Genomic DNA, 24,837 nt, shown 5'->3' with positions numbered 1-24,837 from the left:
TGAAAATACATTTATACTTTCAAGATTTTAACCCAAAAATCTCTAGATGTAAGTTTTCCAAAGTTATTTTTATACTTCGCTAAATTAGCTTTATAATTCCATTTCATTTTAAATATATCAATATAAAGACAAAATAGTAATTTAAAAAACTTAATACGTGAAACTTTTACGATAAAACCTGTTTTACTATTTGGTTTATAATAAAGAATATTTTTAAATCTAAAAATGTGATCATAATTAGCGCAATAATTAAAATCTTGATAAGCTATTTTGTTTTTCATTGGAAGTAAAAGACCATTAAATGTTAACTTTTTAATTAACTTTCTTCTTCGTTTATAAGAAAAAATTAGACTGAGCGAATTAATATTTATATCATGAAATTTTTCCACTTTCACTAATTCATTGATTTTACTTCTTACCTCACTTAAATCATAATTATTGAACCAAAAATCAATATCACCTAAAACATGACGAAGAGCTAACCTAATAGCTAATACTGTTTCATATTTATGAGAATAAAGTGCATCCAAATAAAAAAGTTTATACATTTTAAGTATTTTTTTAATATTTTTTTCTAGATAAAAGGAGTTAATTATATGATTCCTTGTATCTAAATACATATTTAAAGGAGATGACTTAGTAGCAAAATTTTCCCCATAGCAAGCAATTCCAATCGGAGATATGTAATTAAAATCATTAGAAATTCCAAAAAATATATCATCTCCTCTCACAAAAAAAGGAAAAGTATAGTTTTTTATAGCCTTAATTGGAAAAGCAAAAAACCACCATGCACCATAATTTGTTTTTGGGTGATAACCTAATTCTGATACTAATAGGCTATGACGATCAGCAACATTATAATTGAAACAATTTGGTTTACAAATTGCATCAAATTGAGCTCCTTTTTCAATAAGAAAATCAGGTCTATCATCCATAAATAAAGAGCCACTTACTACTGAAGTATCGTCTAAGGCATAAGATAAAATCCAATAAGCTCTCAATATACTTTCTGTTTCACAAGATGCATCATCATCCATAAATAAAACATGTGTTGCATTGGTGTTATCTTCATAATGAAGTAATCCCCTCATGAAGCCACCAGATCCACCTGTATTTTCATTAGGAATAACATTCACACCATTAGCTTCTTCTTCTGTAATATTTTTTGAATTATCCACTATTGTAAAAAGAACTTTATTAGAAAAATATTCATTATCTAATATATTCTTTTTCACTCTTTCAATAGCTGGTAATACATAATTTTTACGATTAAAATGCGTAACGCTTATGCCAAGAACAACATCTCTTTTAGGTTGTTCTTGGGTATACCACCCACCACATTTAAAAACGACTTTATCTTCCATTGGTGAAATTGTTACATACATCAGTCCTTTATTTTCTATTTTTGTTAAATCACATTCAAAAATAAATTGTTCGGAATTATCTAATTCTACCGTTTTATGAGCTAGCTCATAATCAGTTTCTATCGTAGCAATAAATAACTTAATGACAGCCTTACCCTTTCCTTTCATTCTAAATTCCAGATGATTTAATCCACACTGTTCTTTCCAAACAGGCAAGGATAAAGCATTATAATAAGAGTCAAAGGATGCTACTCCTCCTGCAAAAATCACAATTTCATCACTAGAATAACTAGTTAAATGTGAGCGCAAATATTTTGACTGGTTTGAACCAAAAATTCCATTTGGAATAAGAATATTTTGAATACATGTTAAGTTTTTTAAAGTCATTTTTAATGAGTTAAATTAGGTTGGAAAATAACATTATAACGTCTTTACAATAATTTCACAAAAAAACAGCATATCCCTTATATAACAATATGTTGTATTTTTGTATATAAAAACTTTATAAATATATCTTCATAATTAATTTTACTATCATATAACTAATTAGTTATACTATGTATAATTACAAACATTTTTATATGAATTTATTTAAACATTAAGAATACTGATAATATCAACAAGTATTTTTAATGCATTTAGTTAAATTTTCAATATAAAGTTTATTCTTTCTAAAAAGCATCTATTATAGAATCAACAATATTTTCTGCAGCATTATCAATTGACAATAACTGCTCAACAACAATATCTTGATTCTTTCAATTTGGATCTGGCTCGCCATTTTTAAATCGATATGCTAACGCTTTTGCCTGTTCAAATGTAGACACTCTATTTGTTCCATTTGCAATTAGTTCACCATTCACCGTAAATGCAGAATGATCTTCACGTTCAATAAAAATTAATGGCTTTTTCATCAATTGATATTCTAATAGCCAACTTATACCATCCATGATTAAAATATCTGAAGCTTGAAATAGTGGACCATAAGGACCTTCCCTGTAAAAATAGGTATTATCTAGCTTATTCCATTCTACAAAAAATTCTTGCACGCTACGTTTAAGAGTTTCGTCTGTTATTGCCTCCAAAACTGTCACTAATGCTGGATGAGGACTAAATACGAATTCGATTGAATCATCTTCTTTTGCCCAATTTAACATATCATTATATATATCTAAAAAAACGCTAAAATTGCTCCAATTTTTATCTGTACTATGATGAGAAGCCCACAAAATTCTAAATTTTGTACCTTCAGAATTTGAAGTAATCGGCCATTTTGGTTTAGCATTTTTTAGCGCTTTTACTTTAGGATGCCCCGTCACAAAAACATTAAGTCCATTGAGTTTATCATGCTGTTCTTGTTCTATTTTAGTTTGCTGATTTGCAACAAAAAGCTTCCAACAAGAACTATGGTAATGACTAGATAAATGATTGAACCCTAACTGAACAAAATTCATAATTTCATATGGAACTAAACATAGTTTTGCAAATCTTAAATTATCTGTGCTAAAAGCAGGAGGGATATCATAATCCCATTGTGACTGTCTAAAAATCACATTAGGAGCCAACGTTTTGATAATATTTAAATCGTCAAATGAATTATCATTATTGAATCTCAAATGAGGTACACCTAATTGCGATAAAATATTATGGACATATTCTTCATCTTTAAATACTTGACTTCCTGGATATCGCCTATTTATTGATGCAACAATAACATTAAATTGGTTATGCTTAAGCATCTCTTGATAAATAGAAAAAATACTATCCCATGACTCAATATTATGTACTAAAAACAAACATGTAAGCTTTTGGCTTTTATTAATTGTTCTATTCGTTGAAATAAGATTAACTGTTTGGTTCAAATTACGAATATCGATATCCAAATTAGTATTTTTTCCAATTAACCCATGTATCAGTTCTAATTTTTCTTCTAGAAAAACTATTCTTTGTAACAATTCATGATGCTTTTCATCTTTTCCAACATTATGAAAATATTCAGTTATCGAAGATATTTTTTGATTTAATACATCTAATTTACAATTTATATCTAAAACTTGATGTTTAACTTTTTTATTATCAATATAAATTTTGGAAAAAAACCAATTTCTAAATCCCATAATTATTCCTTAATAAATAATAAAATATCATTCTTTTATATATTTTATTCGCATTTTCATAAATGGTTTTTCAATCAAATTAAAAGTAAAAAATGAAATTAAAATTATTAAAATAGTTCTGATTACAGATTGAGACAAAGATGTAAAAACATCTTGAGGATCTTGCCACCCAATTAATTTATTTAACATAATTCCAAGAGGCAAATGCAATAAATACATTGAAAAGCTACACATACCTAAATAAGATAAAATAGCATTTAACTTATTTATTTTAGGTAATCTAACATAAATATAGCATAAGGTAATAATTCCCCAAAGAACCGCTTCGATAGTAAAGGATAAAGATGTATACATAACACTAACTTTTTTAAATTTAAAAAGATAAGTAAATATAAGTATAGTGGTTAATAAGAAAGGTAACTGATATTTCCATTTTTCTAGAAACCTAAAAATACCTTTTTGATAATAATACCCTAATATCATGCCAATAATGAATTGGTCTAATCGACCTATAATGCTATGATAGACGTTATAGTATATGTCTCCACCTTTTAATATAGCAATATTAAATTTTGTGGCTATCATCAAAATCACTAACCCAACTAAATATTTAGTTCCATAACGATTTAGAAATAATGAAAGAAAAGGAAAAAGAAGATAAAACTGAAACTCTACAGCTATAGTCCAGATAGGACCACTTGGGTAAAAATCATGCCCCCAACCTGTAAATGGATTACCTGTGTTTAGCTGTAAAGTAATAATCCTTAAGATATCCATAGGTGTTGATGTTTGCCTGCTACAACAAATTATGATAAACACCAAAAAAATCATTAAAGGAAAAATTCTTAAAACACGATTATAAATAAATCCCCAATATTTTAAATTTTTCTGTCCACCATTACTTATTTGACAAAACAAAAAAACCTGTCAAGACAAGAAAAAAAGATACACCCGTTGATCCATTTTGTAACCATAACGGTATAATCGACTCCAATTGCAAATGACCATTCCAATTAACATTTCCACGGAAATGATGAAAAATCAGCAAAATTGCTGCAAAAAAACGCAAATGATCTAACCGATCTATATATTTAGTATTAAGTGAATACATAATATTCCTGTTTATTAAAAATTATCTGTATGTATCGATTTTCAATTTATATTAAAATTATAGCTTCTCTCTATATTTATATAATAACGGTAACAGCCTAATAACCAAAATTTTTTTAATATCTTTAAAAGTAAAAAAAGGATTTTTTTTACAATAAACTTTTTTATTTTCACGTATTTCTTTAGACATACGTAAAAGAAATAAATAACGATATGGCATTTCCAATCGATTATAATTCCATTTATAACTTTTATATTGAAGATAGCAAATTAGATATTTAAGTTTTTCATATAACATTTTACTTTTGCAAAATGACATTATTTCATTAAATTCATCACAAATACAAAATACCTTATCTTTACTCTTTATTGACGACTGATCATGTATTCGATAATAAATTAATGGAGCGTCAATAAGCATCATTCGTGTTGCGCAGGCATAGACTTTAAAACTAAATGCTGTATCTTGATATGATGCGCCGGGTGTTTCTAAAAATTTTAGATTATTTTCCTGAATAAATGTTCGCTTATAAATATTAGCCCATACTGACGGCCATTGTAAAAATGGAGATAAATCATTTTGTGGATTAATTAAAACACTGCTTTCCATTTGATATGAATCAATTTTGTTAATTGAGCTATCTTTTTGCATAAATGTAAAAAAATGACATCTTGCAATATCTAAATCATTTTCAACAGCTACTTTATATAGCGATTCAAACATATCAGGCTTAGCAAAATCATCAGATTCAACAATACCGATATATTCGCCAATGCATTGTTGAAGACCAATATTCATTGAATGACCATAACCGCTATTTAACTTATCAATAATACGAACTCTCGAATCTTTATCGGCATATTCTTGTAAAATTGCAAGTGAATTATCAGTAGAACCGTCATTTACACAAATTATTTCTATGTTGGTTAATGACTGATTTATAATACTGTCTAAACATTGCCGCAAATACTTTTCCACATTATAAACAGGCACTACAATTGACACACTAGGTAACATAAATTTATCCTATCACTCTTATGTTATTTAAATACCATTCAACGGTTTTTCTCAAACCACTTTCAAACTTTTCTTGTGGCTTCCAGCCTAACTGTTTTTGTATTTTCGATGAATCGATAGCATATCGATAATCATGGCCAGGTCTATCAGATATAAATTGAATTAAATCTTGATATCGTTTGATTCCATTTGGGTGTTTTGGAATAAGTTCATCCATCATTGAGCAAATAATTTGTACTGTATCTAAGTTCGTATATTCGTTATTTGCACCAATATTATAAGTTTCGCCAATTTTACCATTTACTAAAATAGTATATAAAGCTTTAGCATTATCCTCGACATATATCCAATCACGAATCTGTAAGCCACTGCCATAAATAGAAATTGGTTTACCTGCTAATACCTTTGAGATTACTGACGGAATTAATTTTTCAGCATGCTGAAAAGGTCCATAATTATTAGTACTATGCGTTATAATTGTCGGTAGATTATAAGTGCGATACCATGCCGCAACTAAATGGTCACTTGATGCCTTAGACGCCGAATATGGGCTACTTGGTGAATAAGGAGTCGCTTCTGTGAAGTGCTGTTTTCTACATCCTAAATCACCATAAACTTCATCAGTTGAAACATGAATAAACAGAAAGTTATGTTTACGTTCCTCTGATAAATTGCACCAATAATATCGAGAGACTTCTAAAAGCGTAAAAGTACCGATAATATTATTTTCGACAAAAACAGCTGGATTAGTTATTGAAGTATCCACATGGCTTTCAGCAGCTAAATGAATCACAGCATCGGGTTGATATTTTTGGAAAACTCGCTCCAATGATTGTTGATTACAAATATCAACTTTTTCAAGAACATACCGTTCACTGTTATAAACCATCGCAAGCGATTGCAAATTTGCTGCATAAGTTAATTTATCTACATTAATAACATGATCTTTAGTGTGTTCAATAATATACCGAATAACAGCAGAACCAACAAATCCAGCACCACCTGTGATTAAAATTTTTTTAGCGTGACTAAACAAACCTACCGCCCTATCCCATAATCCCTTAACTTATTCGCAATCGCCGTATGCGATACACCAAGTCTTTTAGCAAGCTTTCTTGAGCTTGGATATTGGTCATATAATTTTAATAAAATCTCTTTCTCAAATTGTTTGGTCATTTGATCTAAAGTTTTATTTTCAATATTATCGCCCCAAGGCAATTGTGATGGGGTTGAGGTTGGTAACACTATATCTTTGGCGGTTAACTTAGGCGCTTTCAATTGTGCCAATGCAGAATAAAGGATATTTTTAAGTTGCCGTACATTACCCGGCCATGAATAACCAGTTAAATAATCAATGACATTATCATCAACTGTTGGTGGAGTGATGCCTTGTTTATTGGCAAATTCATTGACAAAAATATGAGTAAGTAGCGCAATATCATCTTTGCGCTCTTGTAAAGAAGGTAAATTAAGCGACAAGACATTCAGTCTGTAATAAAGATCTTTCCTAAATCTACCTTGCTCGACCAAATCGGCCAAATCAACCTTTGTTGCGCAAATGATTCTAACATCTACATAAACCTCATTATCATCACCCACACGACGAAAATAGCCATCATTGATAAAACGCAATAACTTAGTTTGCATTTGAAAAGACATCTCATCAATGCCATCAAGCAACACTGAACCACCATTGGCTTGCTCAAAAAAGCCTTTTTTGCTCTCAATTGCTCCAGGGTAAGCCCCTGCTGCATGACCATATAACTCACTTTCAACTACTTCGTCGGGCATGGCTGCACAGTTTAAGGCTAAAAAAGTCTGATCGCCACGCGGGCTATATTGATGACAAGCATTAGCCAATAAATCTTTACCGGTACCTGTTTCACCCGATATTAATAACGGCTCGCGTTGCATAGAAAACACTTTAGCTTGCGCAATTAGTTTCTGCATAACCCCACTTTGGGTAGCAAAAATATCAAAAGCATGACAACTCACCACATTGATTTTCGACAAGCGTTTTTTGAGATACTCAATGGATTGTAAAATAAATATTGTTTTGGATGATGCCATCACCTTCTGCAGAAAAAAATGCTGCGAATCTAAAACAATAATCGTATCATCTTGTTTATCAATACTGACTTTATTATCAAATTTGAAAACCGCTCGATAATCAAAATATTGGTTTAACACCAACGACTGATGACCAAACAGCTTCTTAGCTGAATCGTTATATGCAATCAGATGTTGATTATGGTCAATTTCAATGATGGCTATTTGCATAGTCTGCCCACTTCTCATTCAGTTTTTGTAAATTATCACAACGGCGTTGCCACTCGGGGCTTTTCGTTAATTCGGCATAGGTGATTTTAGTATTGGTTAATAGACATTTTACTTTATCTGATGTTAGCGGATTAACCTTATTTAGCGCGGTTAATTGCTCTAAAATAGCCATAGTCCCCGTCCTATTATTACAAGCTAAAAGCAGATCACAACCTGCAGCTAACGCGGCTTGAGCTCGTTCAGCGTGATTGCCCATGACCGAAGCCCCCTCCATCGATAAATCATCAGAAAAAATCACACCATTAAAATGCAACTGATTGCGAAGCATGGTCTTCAGCCAAAACGGCGATCCGCTTGCAGGTTTATCATTAAAAGCGGGGTAAATTACATGAGCTGGCATAATCGCATCAAGTTTATGATTAGCAATAAGCCTAGTAAAAATCTGCATATCGTGCTCAATCAATGATTTTTCACGATGATCAACAGGAGTTTCTTTATGCGAATCAGCAATCACATGACCATGCCCCGGAAAATGCTTTCCTGTTGTCTTCATCCCTGCTGCATGCATACCATCAATCATGGCAGAAGCGACCTGATAAGCAATATTAATATCCCGATGAAACGAACGCGTACCGATAGCAAGGCAATCATGACCTAAATCTAAAACTGGAGCATAACTCAGATCGATATCAAACGCGATCAGCTCCATAGCAAGAACCCAACCGGCATCAAACGCCAACGATTTTGCTTGCTCAAGATCATTAAGCGCCGCAAACGATTGCGCAGGGGGAATCGTCGTAAAGCCCTCTCTAAACCGCTGAACACGTCCCCCCTCATGATCGACCGAGATTAATAAACGCTGTGAAGAAGCAGCACGAATCTCGTTTATCAATGCCAACAATTGGGCTTGATCTTGATAATTACGGCTAAACAAAATCACCCCAGCCACCAACGGATTTTGCAATAGCTTTTTATCATCTTGGGTTAGTGTTAGACCTTCAACATCAATCAGCAATGGTCCCATTATTAATTATCCCCATCAACTTGATTTGGTTGCGCATAGCTATCAGACGGCTTCGGCAAATCTTTCGCTGCCACTCTAGTTAAAATCTCGCCACTTTGTGTTGAAAGCAACTCCATAGCAAGATCTGCGTCACTACTTTCACTTGGCACTCTATAAACTGTCGTAAAAAGGACATAATTTGCATTGATTGATTTAGCTAAACCAATCATCTTACTGCGTGACACAAGTTTATCATCTGCCAAAATTCCCAACGTTTGTTTGGCTTGGTTTACAGCTTGTTGCTCTACCACTGTGAAAGTATTTTGTTGACGCATTAATTGATACAACGCCTCATTGATCTTATTACCTGCAAGATAATCACCACTACGATTTTGAATATCGCTAATTAAAATGAGTCTATTATCTGAATTTAAAGACGAAGAACTCACTAATTTATAAATAAATGGCGACAATATCGACTGCCAATCCGTTTGTCGAACAATTTGCGGTGGAGTTTCAATCACACCAGTATTATCAGGCTGATTAACCTCAACCGGTGGTTTCACCTCTTTTTTTTGAGAAAAGCCAATAAGATGACAACCGGCCAACAAAAAAGCCAATAAACTAACAACAAAAATACGTTTGATCTGTTTCATACAATGATTAACCTATTAATCGACCTAAATGTTTACCGCCTAACAAATGCATATGAAGATGGAAAACCTCTTGCCCAGCATCTTTATTACAATTCATAATTAAACGATAACCGCTTTCATCAATACCCTCTTGCTTGGCAATTTTAGCCGCAACCAGCATCATATGCCCAAGAACGACTTCGTCTTCTTCTTGAATATCATTAACGGTTGGAATCAGTTTATTTGGAATAATCAACACATGAGTCGGTGCTTGGGGAGAGATATCACGAAATGCTGTTACTTTATCATCCTGAAAAACGATATCCGCTGGAATTTCTTTTCGAATGATTTTACTAAAAATAGTTTCCTGAGCCATCAAACCTCTCCTCTTAATATAGTTATACAGACATCAACCAATGCCAATTTATATATGCCCAAGCATATCATATTTTATCAACAAAAATGTATAGAAATCGTTACATTTTACAACTCATTTTTATAACCATCAAAAACAGTCAGAAAAGGTATTGATTTTATTAAATTTTTTATTTTAACTTTTGACAATCCCAGTAAAGAAACTTTATAAAAAATGCACATAAAAACAGACGCTTCCCTAACAAAATACAACACCAATCTACAAAAAAATATCTCGGTATATTCATTTGTCAAACAGAATAACTTGATATATAATAGCCCGTCGATTTCAACCGCCTATTTTTCATGTTCCTTGCTTTCAATGGGTTGCGGTTGCCCCGACAGAAAGCTGATTAATCCGTAGGGAGCGATAATGCGTCATTACGAAATAGTATTTATGGTTCACCCAGATCAAAGTGAACAAGTACCGGGTATGATCGAACGTTATACTGGTACATTAACCACTGATGGTGGCAAAATCCATCGATTAGAAGATTGGGGTCGTCGCCAATTAGCCTATCCTATCGAAAAACTGCACAAAGCACATTACGTGCTAATGAATGTTGAAGCAACTCAAGAAGCTGTTAACGAACTTGAAGACAACTTCCGTTTTAACGATGCAGTAATTCGCAGTTTAATTATGCGTACTAAACATGCTGTAACTGAAACTTCACCGATGTTAAAAGCGAAAGATGAGCGTCGTAGCTCTGAAGAAGATTTTAACGAAACAAACATGGACGATGATTCCGAAGAATAATCGTTTAGTGTTATCGGGTATTGTTATTAAAACACCGATAAGGAAAGTCAGTCCAAGTGGGATATCGCACTGCCAGTTTTACTTAGAGCATGTCTCTGAACAAACCGAAGCAGAACTCACAAGGCAAGCATGGTGCGTCATGCCCGTCATAGCCAGTGGACAACACGAGTTAAGTTACATAAAAAAAGGCAGCAACGTTCTAGTTAGTGGATTTATAAGCACCCACACTAAACGCAACAAAACAAGCCAACTTGTTTTACATGCTGACCAAATTAAACTATTAGGAGAATAGCCAAATGGCACGTTATTTCCGTCGTCGCAAATTCTGCCGTTTTACTGCAGAAGGCGTTAAAGAAATTGATTATAAAGATGTTTCTTTATTAAAAAGCTATATCACAGAAAGTGGTAAAATTGTACCAAGCCGTATCACAGGTACTAGCGCAAAATACCAACGTCAACTAGCTCGCGCAATCAAACGCGCTCGTTACTTGGCATTATTACCATACACTGACAACCATCAGTAATTAGCAACAGAGGGAACATATAATGCAAATTATTTTACTCGACAAAGTTGCTAATTTAGGCAGCTTAGGTGATCAAGTTAATGTTAAAGCGGGTTATGCGCGTAACTTCCTGATCCCACAAGGTAAAGCAGTATCAGCGACTAAAAAGAACATCGAATTCTTTGAAGCTCGTCGTGCTGAATTAGAAGCAAAACTTGCTGAAACACTAAAAGCAGCTGAAGAACGCGTTGCACAAATCAATGCGCTTGGTAAAGTAACCATTACTTCTAAAGCTGGTGATGAAGGCAAACTATTTGGTTCAATCGGTACTCGTGATATCGCTGATGCCGTTAAAGCTCGTGGTATTCAAGTATCAAAAAGCGAAGTTCGCTTACCAAATGGTGTACTGCGTACTACTGGTGAACATGAAGTGTTCTTCCAAGTACACAGCGAAGCATTTGCTAAACTTATTGTTGATATTATTCCTGAATAATTATCCAACAATAAATACCAAAAAACCCGTTCAAGTGACGGGTTTTTTATTATTTATTTTACAATGATTGATTTACCTCTACCTCGAATATCTGATACAGCTTCGGGCTTATTATTCGTGATTTTTATAGCTTGAATATCACCGCTAAAATCTTGCTGCTTAAACTGATAACCCATTTGTTTGAGTTGATCTTTTAAATCTTCTGGTACTTTATTTTGAAAACGCTCAATAAAGATAAGATTAGTTGGTAATAATTGATGATGATAACGCGGAGCATCTACTGCTGCTTGTAATGACATATGATTATCAAAGACATTAGTCACCACTTGAAAGATCGAAGTAAAAATCCTTGAACCGCCCGGCGTACCAATAACCATTGCAACATCATTATTTTTAATAAATATACTTGGCGTCATAGAAGATAAAGGGCGTTTATTTGGCTCAATTGCATTAGCATCTTTGCTCACAACACCAAACTGATTAGCGACACCTGGTTTACTACTAAAATCATCCATTTCATTATTTAGAATGATACCAGTGCCTTCTATTACAACAGCAGATCCAAACCAACCATTAAGTGTATAAGTATTCGATGCGGCATTGCCCCATTTATCCACAATCGAAAAATGCGTTGTCTGTAATTTTTCGCGATTATTGTCTAAACCAGGTTTAACTTGTTCAGTAATCGAAATAGCTTTTGGATTAACTTGTTTCGCTCTCTGCGCTAAATAATTAGTATCAATCAATTCAGTGACAGGTACAGAGATAAAATCAGGATCTCCCATATATTCGGCTCGATCGGCAAAAACACGTTTTTCTATTTCTGCTAATAAGTGAATATATTGTGGTGAATTCACTTTTACATCTTTGAAATCATTAGCGAGATCTTGTTTCATTAATAAAAGTTGAATTAAACCAACGCCACCTGAGCTTGGCGGTGGAGCAGTAACAATCTGCATATCATGCCAGTTAGCAACTAACGGAGCTCGCCATTTAGCCTGATAATTTGCCAAATCGTTTTCAGTAATTAAACCGTCATTTTTTTCCATCTGTTGTGCGATTAATTTAGCAGTTTCGCCTTTATAAAATCCGTCACTACCTTGGTTTGCAATACGCTCTAATACTTTACCAAGTTCGGGCTGTTTAAACACCTTTTCAGCTTGCATAGCACCAAAGTATTGCTTAAAGTGACCATTAGCAGGTGCAAGCTCGGCAGCTTCTTGATAACGTTTAACTAACTGTTTATCTACGGTAAACCCTTCATTAGCAAATCGAATAGCTGGTGCCATTACCTCTTTCCAAGATAATTTACCAAAACGTTGATGCACCGCCCACATACCGGCAACGGTTCCCGGTACTCCCGATGCTTTGTAAGAATATAAACTTAAATTAGGGATCACATTTTTATGATCATCAAGATACATATCTTTATCAGCTTTGCTTGGTGCAACTTCACGATAATCAATAAAATAAGGCTTACCGTTCATCCAAAGGGTCATAAAACCACCCCCACCAATGTTACCCGCTTCAGGATAAGTAACAGCAAGAGCAAATGCGGTAGCCACAGCAGCATCAGCTGCATTTCCACCTTTTTTTAAAATTTCTTGTGCAGCAATGGCACCATAAGAATCGGGCGAAGCAACTGCGCCAGCTTCTAATTTTTGTGTTACGTTTTCAACAGCAAGTACTTGTTGGCTTATCAGTAAAAATAAAATAAAGTAGCAATACTTTATCAATTTACGTTTAAGATAAAACATTTTGCACCTCCTAATTAAAGTATTATTTATCGTACCCACTTAACAGCAAAATACATGAATCACATTAATAAATCATGTAACAATCGGTTAAGGGGAATCATCAATATAGCATAGAAAATAAAAATGTTGAGCAAATATTGATCAGCCAGCTTTACTCAATAGAGGCTGATAATTTAATATGCAATGCAATCGATGATAATAAAACTCATCTACATAGAGCAGCCAATCTATCTTATTTGTTGAACATAGGTAAGAAATAATTATTTGCTGGAAAATGTTATTAAGAGGTGTCAAGGATGATGTATTTTCTTAACATAATTTGCCTTAAAAAACATAATCCGTTTAAATAAAGCTGATTTTTGTAAAAAAGTTTCGGGATTCTATACCGTTTCGTGGTTAATTAATACTTCACCGTATCTCATTTGTTAATACATGTAATAACCATCGTATAAATCAATGCCTGAATTATTATAAAAATTGAGCATAAACATAACAATTCATTGTTTGAACTTTATATTTTATTAGAAATAATCATTAAAAGATAATAAAGTATTAACGCAATGAATTTATAATGAAAAAATTAAGGGAATAAACAATGAAAAAAAAATTTTTAACCGTATTGATTGCTGGATTTTTGATGATTGGCTGTGATGACAAACCAACCGAAAACAAAACACAACAACCCACAGCAACTTCAGAGGCTAAACCTTCTGATTCTAAAAAGACTGAAGATGTTTCACGGCAATTTGCACTGAAAGCACGTAAAGGTAATATATGGCTAGAGGTTTTTAATGCTAATGTCACCCAAGCTGCAGATGAATTAAGAGGGAATGGACATGGCAAGATGTCTTCTTCTCTTTATCATCTTGATAGCAGTGTTAAGGGGTTTTTAAGAGGTCTCAGTGATAAAAACGGTAAAATTGATGTCAATTATGTGAAAAAAAATCCAACGAAACTTTTTATCGGCTATCACCCAGAACCAAAGGAGCTTGATGAATATAAACAATTGATTACTGAGTTATTAGCATTTAAACCAGAGTTACCCGAACTTGATGCCGCAGGCAAAGCATTAAGTGATAAATACGTTGAAATAGGATTAGCTTATGACCAGATAGCTAAATATTATTTAAATAATGAGTACAAATTGGATGACTTTGCCAAATTACCTGAACTGTTAAATAATTTGAACACGCTTTATAACCAATATATTGAAGCAAAAAGTGTGGCTTTAGCGGCTTATGGTAAATTATACCAAGAAATCCATGCATTTCAAAAATCAGAAATAAAAAACAAAGGGTTAACACTTAACTACAATTGCATGGAAATCATGGATTTATCTGAAGATGTTATCGATTTAATCAATGAAAGTTTTAACGAAGACAACCAGTTTAAAAATCTCGATAAATCAGCCCTTGAACAAAAAATTCAACAAATAGAATCCATGGCCAATGAATTAATGACGAATAAAGGCAAAAATAAATTGATTAAACAACAAGGTTTAAACGATATGTATTATGATCGTTTTGTTGATCGTTTACCTGGATTGATTAATCAAATGAAAGTAGTTTTAAAAAATTTACAGACCAATACTGTAGAAAGAGAAGTTGATTCTTTGAATAGAGAACTTAAAAGTGTAATTGACGGCTATAATCAAATAATCAATTAAAAATAGATAAACATCGTTTCATTGCTAACATTTTAGTCATTATCAATGACAATAAATAGTGGTATAAATAAAAACGGTGTAAATATTACACCGTTTGCAATGCATGAATTTTAGTTAAATAACCATCTACATATCATTATGTAGTTGGTTATGTAGATGAATGCAAATAGAACTCAATATTTAATATGCGTTGATATTCATTTTTCTATTTTGTGCTGCCGATGAAACTGCGCCAATAAAAACCACATCACTTGACGAATTTAATGCAGTTTCAACCGAATCTTGAATCACGCCGATAGCAATTCCAATGCAAATCACTTTAGCTGAAATTTCGTTAGGAATACCAAACATACTACACGCGACAGGAATAAGCAGTAAAGATCCCCCCGCAATTCCCGATGCCCCACAAGCACATACTGAAGTTACAATACAAAGTAATACCGCAGAATAGATATCAACATGTATACCAGCACTAGCCGGCATTGAATTAACCGTGGCTAAAGTTAACACCGTTATAGTAACAGCAGCACCCGACATATTAATTGCAGCGCCTAATGGCACAGCAACGGTATAGGTATCTTCATCCATGTTATATTTTTTACAAATTCCCATATTGACAGGAATATTTGCTGCTGAGCTACGTGTAAAAAAAGCAGGAATCGCACTTTCTTTTAAAGCAGTGAATACTAGTGGATATGGATTCTTTCGCATAACTAGATAAGCTAGTAATGGATTGATAACCAATGCAACAATCACCATGCAAGAAACTAATACAATTAATAAATGAGCATATTTTTTCAGCTCATCAAAACCTGTTTCGGCTAATGTTGAAGCGACAAGTCCAAATACACCCAAAGGCGCAAATCGGATAATAATTCTGACAATAAATGAGATAGCATAAGATAGATCATTCATCATTGTTTTAGTGCTTTCACTAGCGTGCCTTAGTGCCAGACCAATACCAACACCCCAAACAATAAGACCAATATAATTCGCTTTTATTAGTGCATTAACAGGATTGTCGATCATTTTTCCAAGTAAGGTTTTTAATACTGCGGTAATACCACTTGGTGGAGTAAGTTCAAGATTATTTAGCGTATCACCAAATGAAATTTGTGACGGAAACGAAAAACTGACAATGGTTGCCAATAATGCAGCTAACATCATACCAACAAAATAAAGAGAAATTAACGGCCGCATATTGGCTTGTTTACCATGTTGGTGATTAGATATCGAGGAAACTACTAAGATAAGCACAAGAACAGGGGCAACTGATTCTAAGGCATTAATAAATAATCCACCCAACAATGACATATTCAGCGCCGTATCTTTAGATACAGCAGCAAGAGTAATGCCCAAAATTAAACCCAACAAAATCTGTGGTATCAATCCTAGTTTAAAATAAAAACGAATCAAAGGATTAGATGATTGTGTCATACTACTTTCCTGTTTATTAAAGACAAATTTAGAACCTTAACATATTTAAATAGTAAATTTATACAAAAAATCATAATAATAAGCTTTTTTTATATATTACTTAGTATGATGATTAAATTTAATTATTCGTTTTTACATTCAAAATATTGTCATCAGTATTAATTGACTTTAAAAAAACAATATCAGCTAAATCTTACCATTTAGCATGCAATTTAAGTAGATCTCCCAAATTTCTGTCACTTTTAAATAAAGTATATATTTTAATAACACAGATAAAATTTGAACAATGCAAACGAGGGAATTTCACCCTCATTTTATTTTGCCCTACAAGCGCTAACTAATTTCAGCTATTGCATCCCCAGCATTAATATAATCGCCTTCTTGGATAGTTCTTTTTAACGTGCCACCTCGGTGTGCAATAACTTGAACTTCCATCTTCATGGCTTCCATAATCGCAATAACATCCCCTTCATTTACACTTTGATGGTCATTAACTACCCATTTAAAAAGGTTACCAGAAACAGGTGATAGGACAATCAAATCAGATAATGTTTTTTTCACGCAGGAAGATGCATCTAAACTATCATCCTTTTTCAAGGAAAACCCAGCCAAGAGCTGTGCAGGTAAACCCAGCTTACAACGCTTACCGTCAATTTCGATAAAAGTGTGTGTTAACGTTACTTCTTTTTGTGGTATTTGCCTTTTGGCTGGCTTTATTGTTGCAGTAAATTCTGTTTCAATCCAACGGGTATGCACGTTAAAATCATCACAAAAATCAGGATGTTCAATAACCGCGCGATCAAATGGTAAAACACTGGCAACTCCCTCAATGGCAAACTCAGCCAACGCACGGCGAGCCCTTGCTATGGCGTGCTCACGATTATTGCCAACAACAATCAATTTTGCCATCAGCGAATCAAACGTTGCAGGGATGGTTGAGCCCGTTACCACCCCACTGTCTAGACGTACGCCTGGGCCTGATGGCGCATCAAAACGTGTAATGGTACCAGCTGCAGGTAAAAAACCGTTAGCGGCATCTTCGGCATTGATACGAAACTCAATAGCATGTGATCGAGGGGTCGGTGTTTTATCAATACTAAGAGGTAAACCTTGAGCGATACGCAGTTGTTCAGCAACAAGATCGATGCCGGTTGTTTCTTCTGTTACTGGGTGTTCAACTTGTAATCGCGTATTGACTTCTAGAAAAGACAACTTGCCATCTTGGCTGAGTAAAAACTCAACTGTCCCCACACCAACATAGTTCGCTTTAGCACAAATCGCAATTGATGCTTGCGTAATTTGCTGGTTTAACTGCTCGCTAATAAAAGGAGCTGGAGATTCTTCAATTAATTTTTGATTGCGACGTTGCAATGAACAGTCACGCGTACCAACCACAACAATATGACCTAATTTATCAGCAATCACTTGCGCTTCGACATGACGAGGATTATGCAAAAATTGTTCTAAAAAACACTCGCCACGCCCAAAAGCCGCTGTAGCTTCGCGCACTGCTGAATGATAAAGTTCTTCAACTTCATCCATTTGCCAAGCAACTTTTAAACCACGACCACCACCACCAAATGCGGCTTTAATGGCAATGGGTAAGCCATAGGTGTGGGCAAATTCTAGCGCCTCTTTGGCGTCTTTTACAGGATCTTTGGTACCAACCACTAAAGGCGCACCCACTTGTAATGCAAGCTGTCTGGCTTTAACTTTGTCGCCTAATATTTCGATCGTTTCAGGATTGGGTCCAACCCAAATTAAGCCTGCATCTTGTACAGCTTTTGCAAATTCAACGCGTTCAGATAAAAAACCATAACCGGGGTGCACCATAGTTGCCCCTGATTTTTTGGCTATTGCAATAACTTTATCAATATCTAAATAGGTTTCACATGGAATATTACCAGCTAGCCCATAAGCTTCATCAGCCATTTGTACATGAAGTGCATCAATATCGGCATCAGCATAAATCGCAATAGATAACCCCCCCATATCACGGCAAGCACGTATAATACGTACGGCAATTTCGCCACGGTTAGCAATCAAGACTTTATGCGTTATGTTTTGATTATTGTCAGACATGATCAACATCGCTCCCTTCAAATTCTTTAAACATCCCTATAGGATTAAATTTTATTTTGGCATTGACTGGAATTTGACCGGCCAAATCTAAATGATACTTACACACAGCACCAATAACAGGATAGCCACCAGTTAAAGGATGATCATTTAAAAATAACACTGGCTGTCCATTAGCCGGAATTTGGATAGCTCCAATGCAAGTCCCTTCGCTCGGTAATTCCTGTTGTTTCTCACGGCTTAATGACCGTTCGCCAGACAAGCGCAAGCCAATACGATTGGAAGCTGGCGTCACCTGCCATAGCTGTGAAACAAGAAGCTCAACAGCTTGCTGAGTAAACCAATCGGTGCGCGGTCCAAGCACGATATCTAATACCACGACATCACCACTAGTTGGGTAATTGATAACGGGTATTTCAGTTAATGAAACAGGGTTTAACACTTTTGCTTGCTTAACTGCCAGTATTTGACCCGCTTTTAGTGGCAATGGCCCAACTTGTGCAAGGGTATCAAAAGAACAACTAGTCAAAATAGGCGCCACTTGAAAACCACCGCGCACCGCAAAATAACTACGAACGCCACATTTTACATTACCTAAACGGATAATATCACCTGTTTCTAATTGAATCGGCTGATACATCGGTGCGGTATAGGTTTCGTTTTTCGCGGTGGTTATTGTGATCTCACATAAAGCCCCTGTCACTGCAACCAACATGGAGCTGTTTATTTGAGCACTAAAGCCACCTTGTGTAATTTCTAACACAGGTTCATTAATGGGGTTTCCTACCACACGGTTAGCACTATGTAATGCGCTTTTATCCATAGCACCTGATTCAGAAATACCTAATGTAGCTTGCCCTACTCGCCCATTGTCTTGGAACAGCGTTTGCAGCCCTGTTGCTAATACGGTTATATCTTGTTGTTGGCAAGCAAAATCATCCAGTTTTTTCGATTTGGGTAAATAATAAGTTGTCTGCGATTGGCTCGCATCTACAAAATGAACCCGAGTACCGGGTTTGAACAGCGCTGGCTCATCACGATAAATGTCCCAAACTGCCGTATCAGTAATACCAATCAGCTGCCAACCACCAGGGCTAGCCTGTGGGTAAACACTACTAAACTCACCAGCTAAAGCAACTGATCCAGCAGGAATACGAACTCGGGGCGATTGTCGGCGTGGTACATTAAGCTGAGCTGTTTTAGATACCATATAAGCAAAGCCCGGAGCAAAACCACAAAACGCCACTTGGTACTCATTATTAGTGTGCCTTGCAATCACCTCGGCAACGGTTATACCAAGGTAATCTGCCACTTGGGCTAAATCTTCACCATTATAACGCACCGGTATTGTCACCAACTCGCCAGACTGCATCACACTTGTCGAAATATCTAGCTGAGCAATATGCTTAGCAAGCGTATTGGCATTAGTCGTAATGGGGTTGTAACGGATCAATAGGGTTCGCGCTGCGGGAATTATCTCTTCGATATGCCAATCAGCAAAAACACCTTGAAGCACATCAGTGAGAGACATCGTTTGCTCAAGGCTGTTTAATTCTACAATAAGCGCATCGACATTAACGGGTAAAAATCGCATTAAACACCTCGATATATGGTCAATATCCAATTACTAAAACCACTTATTTTATATTGTTTTGTTATATTAGCGACCAATTTTATAGCCACTTAACAACGTCTTGTCTAATCATATTTCAATTTTTGTTGTTAATTGAATTTATTTTTACAAATATTTAACTAACCTAGCGATTATTAGCCTTAGCAAACGAGGCTATATTGATGCCATTTTGTTGTAATTTTTCTCGGACTTTTTGCGCCATAGCCAAAGCGCCGGCACTATCACCATGAACACAAATCGAACCAGCATCGATACGCACAAACTGCCCCTCGATAGCAGTTACACCACCCTCATTCACCAATTGCAACATACGGTCAGCAACAAACTCGGGATCGTGCAACACAGCGCCGGCTTCTTTACGAGACACTAACGTACCATCGGCATGATATGCCCTATCAGCAAAAGCCTCGGCAACTACACGCAAGCCGTTTTCTTTGGCCCACTCAATGAGTTTTGAGCCAGCAAGCGCAACTAAAATCAGTGTTGAATCAACCAAACAAAGTGCATCAATCACTGCCATTGCCTGACGCTTATCATGGGCAATTGTATTATATAATGCGCCATGAGGTTTAACATAACTCACCTTAGCACCAATTGAAGCAGCTAACCCTTTAAGTGCACCAATTTGATAAATCACATCTGCGGTTAATTCATCGGCGGCTATATCCATATTACGACGGCCAAAACCAACTAAATCAGGATAACCGACATGAGCACCGATTTCGACATGATTAGCTTTGGCCTCTTTTAATGTTTTTAAAATACCCGCTGGCGATCCTGCATGGAATCCGCAAGCAATATTGGCACTGCTAACAACTTTTAGCATTGCCTCATCATTTCCCATCTGCCATTGACCAAAGCTCTCGCCAAGGTCACTGTTTAAATCAATACATTTAGTGATTGTCATATTGTCCTCTATTTTAAATAGTTAAAAATAGTAGCGACCGACATTATGCCCATATACCAAGTAATTGCACACACAACTACACCTGACAGCAACAACCATCTTGGATAACGATATCCAGACATAAGATCAGCTCTTCGCCAACCAATATACACAAAAATAGTCAAACCAAGCGGTAACACTAAACCATTAAAGCCACCGGCAAAAACGAGTAATGATGCTGGTGCTGTGCCCATAGCTAAATAGACCACAAGCGAAACAACAATAAAAATAATGGTGGCAAATTGGCGTTGTTTGTCTGTAATTGTTCGTTTAAAAGGTGTAATAAAAGTCATCGAAGTATAAGCCGCTCCAATAACACTGGTAATAGCTGCCGCCCATAAAATTAAACCAAAAAGACGTAATCCAAACTCGCCTAAAGCGGCCTGAAAAGCTTGCGATGCTGGGTTGGCGGCATAACTTGAAATATCAATTGTCACACCACTTGCCACTACACCTAAAATGGCTAAAAACAAAATATAGCGCATCAAGCCCACAACAATAATCCCTTTGGTTGCCGCACCTGAAACATAATCAATATGCTCAACACCAACCATGCCTTTATCAAGTAAACGGTGAGCACCAGCATAAGAAATATACCCTCCAACCGTTCCCCCAACAATAGTAGTAATCGAGGCAAAATTAACATCACTAGGTAAAACTGTCTCTTTTAACGCTTGACCAATTGGCGGATGTGATGCAAACACCACAAATAATGTCAAAATAATCATTAATAAACCAAAACCAATCATCAATCGATCAATAAAATTACTCGCTTTACGTGACGAAAAGATATAAACCGCTAAAAGTGCACTAATTGCCCCACCCCATTTAGGATCAAGCCCAACCAATGCATTTAAACCTAACCCAGCACCAGCAATATTACCAATATTAAAGACTAATCCACCAAAGATAATCAGCACCGCTAGCAAATAACCGCTAAATGGAATCGTTGCATTAGCAATATCTGACGAATTCATTTTGGTTAATGCCACCACTCGCCAAATATTTTGCTGAACAACAAAATCGATAATAATAGATGCTAAAATACCAAAACCAAAAGCAGTGCCAAGTGTAACGGTAAACGTGGCCGTTTGAGTAATAAACCCTGGGCCAATTGCTGATGTCGCCATTAAAAAAATGGCACTGATTAATGAAGCACGCCGATCTTTAACAAAAGCAACGGTACTACTGTTATGATTTTGCATATGCATGTCTCCTCTTGATTTGTTCTTACAATTATTAATACAACTGCCCTATTAGCGACTTTCAACTATATTAGTTTCAATGACGCTTGCTTAAAAATAATGCAAGCATCATGCCATAGTACATGTTGTCCATTAACAAAAGGCACTATCATCACTGTTTCTAAGCAAAAATACTAATTAAAAATAATTATAATTGCCTATCATTGAGGCATAAAAATGAATAAACAGCGCTTAACAGACTAATTTGCACCAAAAGTGAGCATAAAAAAAACGTAACTTACGTTTAAAAGTTATCATAGAAGACTAACACTTTAACGCATCGATAATCAACTTAAAGACATTCGAATGCCCTTTGCGGCTTGGGTAATAAAGATAAAAAGAATCATATGTAATGGCAAACTCGGCTAATAACTCAACCAATTGGCCCGACGCCAATTCCTGTTCAATACCAGAACGAGCAAGCCAAGTAATACCCAAACCATCTAAAGCTGCTTGTTTACGCAAATGATTGTTAATCATAAATTGCGAATGTGGATGGTATTTAACCATTTTGCCTGCTTCCAAAAACTCCCATGGCAATTCTGTACCATGCTCAGAAGATATCCGCATACCAATTAAACGATGCTTGTCCAAATCTTTAACACATATTGGTAAAGCCTTCGCTTGTAAATAGTTGGGGCTAGCTACTAAAGCCATTTTTAAAGGAGGCGATATCTTAACGGCGATCATCTCTTTAGCAATATCACTCCCTAAACGGCATCCCATATCAAATCCCTGCTTAACAATATCCGCCCAACTATTATCAGCTTGAATTTCAACTTTAATTTGTGGATAACGAGGTAAAAAATCGCGTAATTTAGGGTATATAATCTGTTCAACAGCAATACTTGGAGCATTAATTCGGATCGTTCCTGAAGGTGTATTAATAAAATGGTTTAACGCATCAACCTCTTGATGGATAGAATCAAATAAAGGTGAAATTTTCCGGAATAACTGTTCGCCTGCCTCGGTAAGTGACACATTACGCGTGGTACGATTAAATAGGCGCAGGTTTAATCGAGTTTCTAAATTTCGCATACTATGACTTAGCGCTGATGAAGTAATCCCCAATAATTGCCCTGCTTTAACAAAGCTAGAGGTCTGCGCCACAATAATAAAATAATTTAACTCATTTAAGTTATACACAATCAGACCTTATTAGTGAATTTAATTCACTACACTATAAAACACCTCCCCATTTATCTCAATAAAAGCCCTCGCTAAAATATCAACAAATCATAACCAAAAAGTAAGCAACAGGCAAAATAGGAGAGGAGCATGACAAAAGAAGTGATTGTATTAAGTGGATCCGGGGCTATAGGTATTGCGATTGTCAGACGCATAGCGATAGGAAAACAACTCCTATTAGCCGACCTAAACCCAGAACACGCCGAAAAGCAAGCCCAACAACTGCGCAATGCAGGATTTAATGTACACACCACCGCTTGCGATGTATCAAATCCAAAATCAGTCAACAAATTAGTCGAAACAGCCACAAAACTAGGCAAAATAATGGGCTTAGTCAACACTGCTGGGGTATCGCCATCGCAAGCGTCTGCCGCACAAATATTCAACGTTGACTTATACGGCAACGCCCTATTATTGGACGCTTTTAGTCCTGTCATGGCAAAAGGCAGTTCAGCGTTAGTCATTGGATCACAATCTTCACACCGCCTAGCACCTCTAACACAAGAACAAACTAAAGCTTTAGCCTTAACCCCGACCGAAGCTTTGCTTGATTTACCATTTATAAAAAACGTCAACGACACCTTAAAAGCCTATCAACTAGCCAAACGCGGCAACTCCATAAAAGTACAAGTGGAAGCGGTCAAATGGGGACATCGTGGTGCCAGAATAAACTGCATTAGCGCAGGCATAATCCACACCCCTTTAGCAAACGACGAACTCAATGGTGACCGAAAAGATTTTTATCGCAATATGCTAAAACAACTTCCTGCAGGTCGGGGCGGCACACCTGACGAAATCGCCAATCTTGCCGAATTCATCATGTCAGACAAAGGCGCCTACATAACGGGCAGTGACATATTAATTGATGGCGGCGCCACGGCAAAATATTGGTGGGATAATAGCAATTAATTTTAAATGAAATGATATTATCTGAAGGAATAAATCATGTATGAATAAGGTGTTTTTTGTTAAAAAACACCAAAAAAAACTTTAATAAAATCAATACCTTTTCTGACTGATTTTTGGGCGGAAAATCAGGGCTTTTTTGTTTTGGTGAATAGAATAAATTGGGTGCGGTGGTTTCGGACGTTTTGACCTATAGTGAACAAAATAGCCACAGTGACCACGTCCGAGTCAGGGAATTAAAGCGAATTCCCTAACAACCCACGCTTTGGCTGCAGAATGTGGCCTGC

Annotated in this window: 23 protein-coding genes; 6 read left to right on the top strand and 17 right to left on the bottom strand. The window is 35.6% G+C overall.

Annotated elements, in window-relative coordinates:
- Positions 1-11 precede the first annotated feature (11 nt).
- From ACYIAJ_RS10705 to ACYIAJ_RS10660, 10 genes are all read right to left on the bottom strand, one after another.
- The gene (locus ACYIAJ_RS10705; protein WP_483559079.1) at positions 12-1,751 is read right to left on the bottom strand and encodes a glycosyltransferase; all 1,740 of its coding nucleotides are present in this window, start codon (positions 1,749-1,751) and stop codon (positions 12-14) included.
- 371 nt (positions 1,752-2,122) lie between these two features.
- On the bottom strand, positions 2,123-3,481 hold the full coding sequence (locus ACYIAJ_RS10700; protein ID WP_483559080.1) for a hypothetical protein: 1,359 nt from the start codon (positions 3,479-3,481) through the stop codon (positions 2,123-2,125).
- A gap of 27 nt (positions 3,482-3,508) precedes the next feature.
- Positions 3,509-4,399: an acyltransferase family protein gene (locus ACYIAJ_RS10695; RefSeq protein ID WP_483559082.1), complete on the bottom strand. Its 891-nt coding sequence runs from the start codon at positions 4,397-4,399 to the stop codon at positions 3,509-3,511.
- Complete coding sequence (locus ACYIAJ_RS10690; RefSeq protein WP_483559083.1) at positions 4,380-4,592, bottom strand: acyltransferase family protein; 213 nt, start codon at positions 4,590-4,592, stop codon at positions 4,380-4,382. The genes ACYIAJ_RS10695 and ACYIAJ_RS10690 overlap by 20 nt, the downstream gene beginning before the upstream one ends.
- A 57-nt stretch (positions 4,593-4,649) precedes the next feature.
- Entirely contained in the window at positions 4,650-5,609 is a 960-nt protein-coding gene (locus ACYIAJ_RS10685; protein ID WP_483559085.1) for a glycosyltransferase, read from the bottom strand.
- Between the two features lie 4 nt (positions 5,610-5,613).
- Positions 5,614-6,645: a dTDP-glucose 4,6-dehydratase gene (rfbB, locus tag ACYIAJ_RS10680; RefSeq protein WP_483559087.1), complete on the bottom strand. Its 1,032-nt coding sequence runs from the start codon at positions 6,643-6,645 to the stop codon at positions 5,614-5,616.
- Positions 6,646-6,647: 2 nt separating this feature from the next.
- Positions 6,648-7,889 carry a sigma 54-interacting transcriptional regulator gene (locus ACYIAJ_RS10675; protein WP_483559089.1) on the bottom strand — a complete coding sequence of 414 codons (1,242 nt, stop codon included), beginning with the start codon at positions 7,887-7,889 and terminating at the stop codon, positions 6,648-6,650.
- Positions 7,870-8,913, bottom strand: coding sequence for a beta-N-acetylhexosaminidase (nagZ, locus tag ACYIAJ_RS10670; protein ID WP_483564792.1), 1,044 nt, complete (start codon positions 8,911-8,913; stop codon positions 7,870-7,872). The genes ACYIAJ_RS10675 and nagZ overlap by 20 nt, the downstream gene beginning before the upstream one ends.
- 2 nt (positions 8,914-8,915) lie before the next feature.
- Positions 8,916-9,548 (bottom strand): penicillin-binding protein activator LpoB, encoded by a 633-nt coding sequence (locus ACYIAJ_RS10665; RefSeq protein ID WP_483559093.1) that lies wholly within the window; start codon positions 9,546-9,548, stop codon positions 8,916-8,918.
- A 7-nt stretch (positions 9,549-9,555) separates the two neighbouring features.
- Positions 9,556-9,903 carry an HIT domain-containing protein gene (locus ACYIAJ_RS10660; protein WP_160403916.1) on the bottom strand — a complete coding sequence of 116 codons (348 nt, stop codon included), beginning with the start codon at positions 9,901-9,903 and terminating at the stop codon, positions 9,556-9,558.
- A 411-nt stretch (positions 9,904-10,314) separates the two neighbouring features.
- Between ACYIAJ_RS10660 and rpsF the strand changes: the two genes are divergently transcribed.
- From rpsF to rplI, 4 genes are read left to right on the top strand one after another with little or no spacing between them, the layout of a single operon-like run.
- The gene (gene rpsF / locus ACYIAJ_RS10655; RefSeq protein ID WP_091347472.1) at positions 10,315-10,698 is read left to right on the top strand and encodes a 30S ribosomal protein S6; all 384 of its coding nucleotides are present in this window, start codon (positions 10,315-10,317) and stop codon (positions 10,696-10,698) included.
- The gene (priB, locus tag ACYIAJ_RS10650) at positions 10,685-10,990 is read left to right on the top strand and encodes a primosomal replication protein N (RefSeq protein WP_370516541.1); all 306 of its coding nucleotides are present in this window, start codon (positions 10,685-10,687) and stop codon (positions 10,988-10,990) included. Before rpsF ends, priB begins: the two co-directional genes overlap by 14 nt.
- Before the next feature lie 4 nt (positions 10,991-10,994).
- Entirely contained in the window at positions 10,995-11,222 is a 228-nt protein-coding gene (gene rpsR, locus ACYIAJ_RS10645; protein ID WP_025314965.1) for a 30S ribosomal protein S18, read from the top strand.
- 22 nt (positions 11,223-11,244) lie between these two features.
- Positions 11,245-11,694 carry a 50S ribosomal protein L9 gene (gene rplI, locus ACYIAJ_RS10640; protein ID WP_065590871.1) on the top strand — a complete coding sequence of 150 codons (450 nt, stop codon included), beginning with the start codon at positions 11,245-11,247 and terminating at the stop codon, positions 11,692-11,694.
- A gap of 53 nt (positions 11,695-11,747) precedes the next feature.
- On the opposite strand, the gene ggt is transcribed toward rplI, so the two are convergent.
- Entirely contained in the window at positions 11,748-13,451 is a 1,704-nt protein-coding gene (gene ggt / locus ACYIAJ_RS10635) for a gamma-glutamyltransferase (RefSeq protein WP_483559095.1), read from the bottom strand.
- A gap of 595 nt (positions 13,452-14,046) precedes the next feature.
- On the opposite strand from ggt, the gene ACYIAJ_RS10630 reads away from it, so the two are divergent.
- Positions 14,047-15,117, top strand: a complete 1,071-nt coding sequence (locus tag ACYIAJ_RS10630) for a DUF3829 domain-containing protein (RefSeq protein ID WP_483564791.1) — start codon at positions 14,047-14,049, stop codon at positions 15,115-15,117.
- A 180-nt stretch (positions 15,118-15,297) separates the two neighbouring features.
- Here the strand turns inward: ACYIAJ_RS10630 and sstT are convergent, their stop codons facing one another.
- The 6 genes from sstT to ACYIAJ_RS10600 form a co-directional block, all read right to left on the bottom strand.
- Complete coding sequence (gene sstT, locus ACYIAJ_RS10625) at positions 15,298-16,554, bottom strand: serine/threonine transporter SstT (RefSeq protein WP_483564790.1); 1,257 nt, start codon at positions 16,552-16,554, stop codon at positions 15,298-15,300.
- 333 nt (positions 16,555-16,887) lie between these two features.
- Positions 16,888-18,645 (bottom strand): acetyl/propionyl/methylcrotonyl-CoA carboxylase subunit alpha, encoded by a 1,758-nt coding sequence (locus tag ACYIAJ_RS10620; RefSeq protein WP_483564789.1) that lies wholly within the window; start codon positions 18,643-18,645, stop codon positions 16,888-16,890.
- Positions 18,629-20,227 (bottom strand): 5-oxoprolinase subunit B/C family protein, encoded by a 1,599-nt coding sequence (locus ACYIAJ_RS10615; RefSeq protein WP_483564788.1) that lies wholly within the window; start codon positions 20,225-20,227, stop codon positions 18,629-18,631. Before ACYIAJ_RS10615 ends, ACYIAJ_RS10620 begins: the two co-directional genes overlap by 17 nt.
- 163 nt (positions 20,228-20,390) lie before the next feature.
- Positions 20,391-21,167 (bottom strand): LamB/YcsF family protein, encoded by a 777-nt coding sequence (locus ACYIAJ_RS10610; protein ID WP_483564796.1) that lies wholly within the window; start codon positions 21,165-21,167, stop codon positions 20,391-20,393.
- A gap of 14 nt (positions 21,168-21,181) precedes the next feature.
- A complete protein-coding gene (locus ACYIAJ_RS10605; protein ID WP_483564787.1) occupies positions 21,182-22,423 on the bottom strand; it encodes an NRAMP family divalent metal transporter in 1,242 nt (413 codons plus the stop codon).
- A gap of 297 nt (positions 22,424-22,720) precedes the next feature.
- Entirely contained in the window at positions 22,721-23,602 is an 882-nt protein-coding gene (locus ACYIAJ_RS10600) for a LysR family transcriptional regulator (RefSeq protein ID WP_483564786.1), read from the bottom strand.
- Between the two features lie 132 nt (positions 23,603-23,734).
- Here ACYIAJ_RS10600 and ACYIAJ_RS10595 point away from each other — a divergent pair, with 132 nt between their 5' ends.
- Positions 23,735-24,553 (top strand): SDR family oxidoreductase, encoded by an 819-nt coding sequence (locus ACYIAJ_RS10595; protein WP_483564785.1) that lies wholly within the window; start codon positions 23,735-23,737, stop codon positions 24,551-24,553.
- Positions 24,554-24,837 lie beyond the last annotated feature (284 nt).

The organism is Gilliamella sp. X-46, assembly GCF_057063525.1.
Note: the sequence above shows the minus strand (reverse complement) of the source record. Positions and strands in the feature narration are given on the sequence as shown.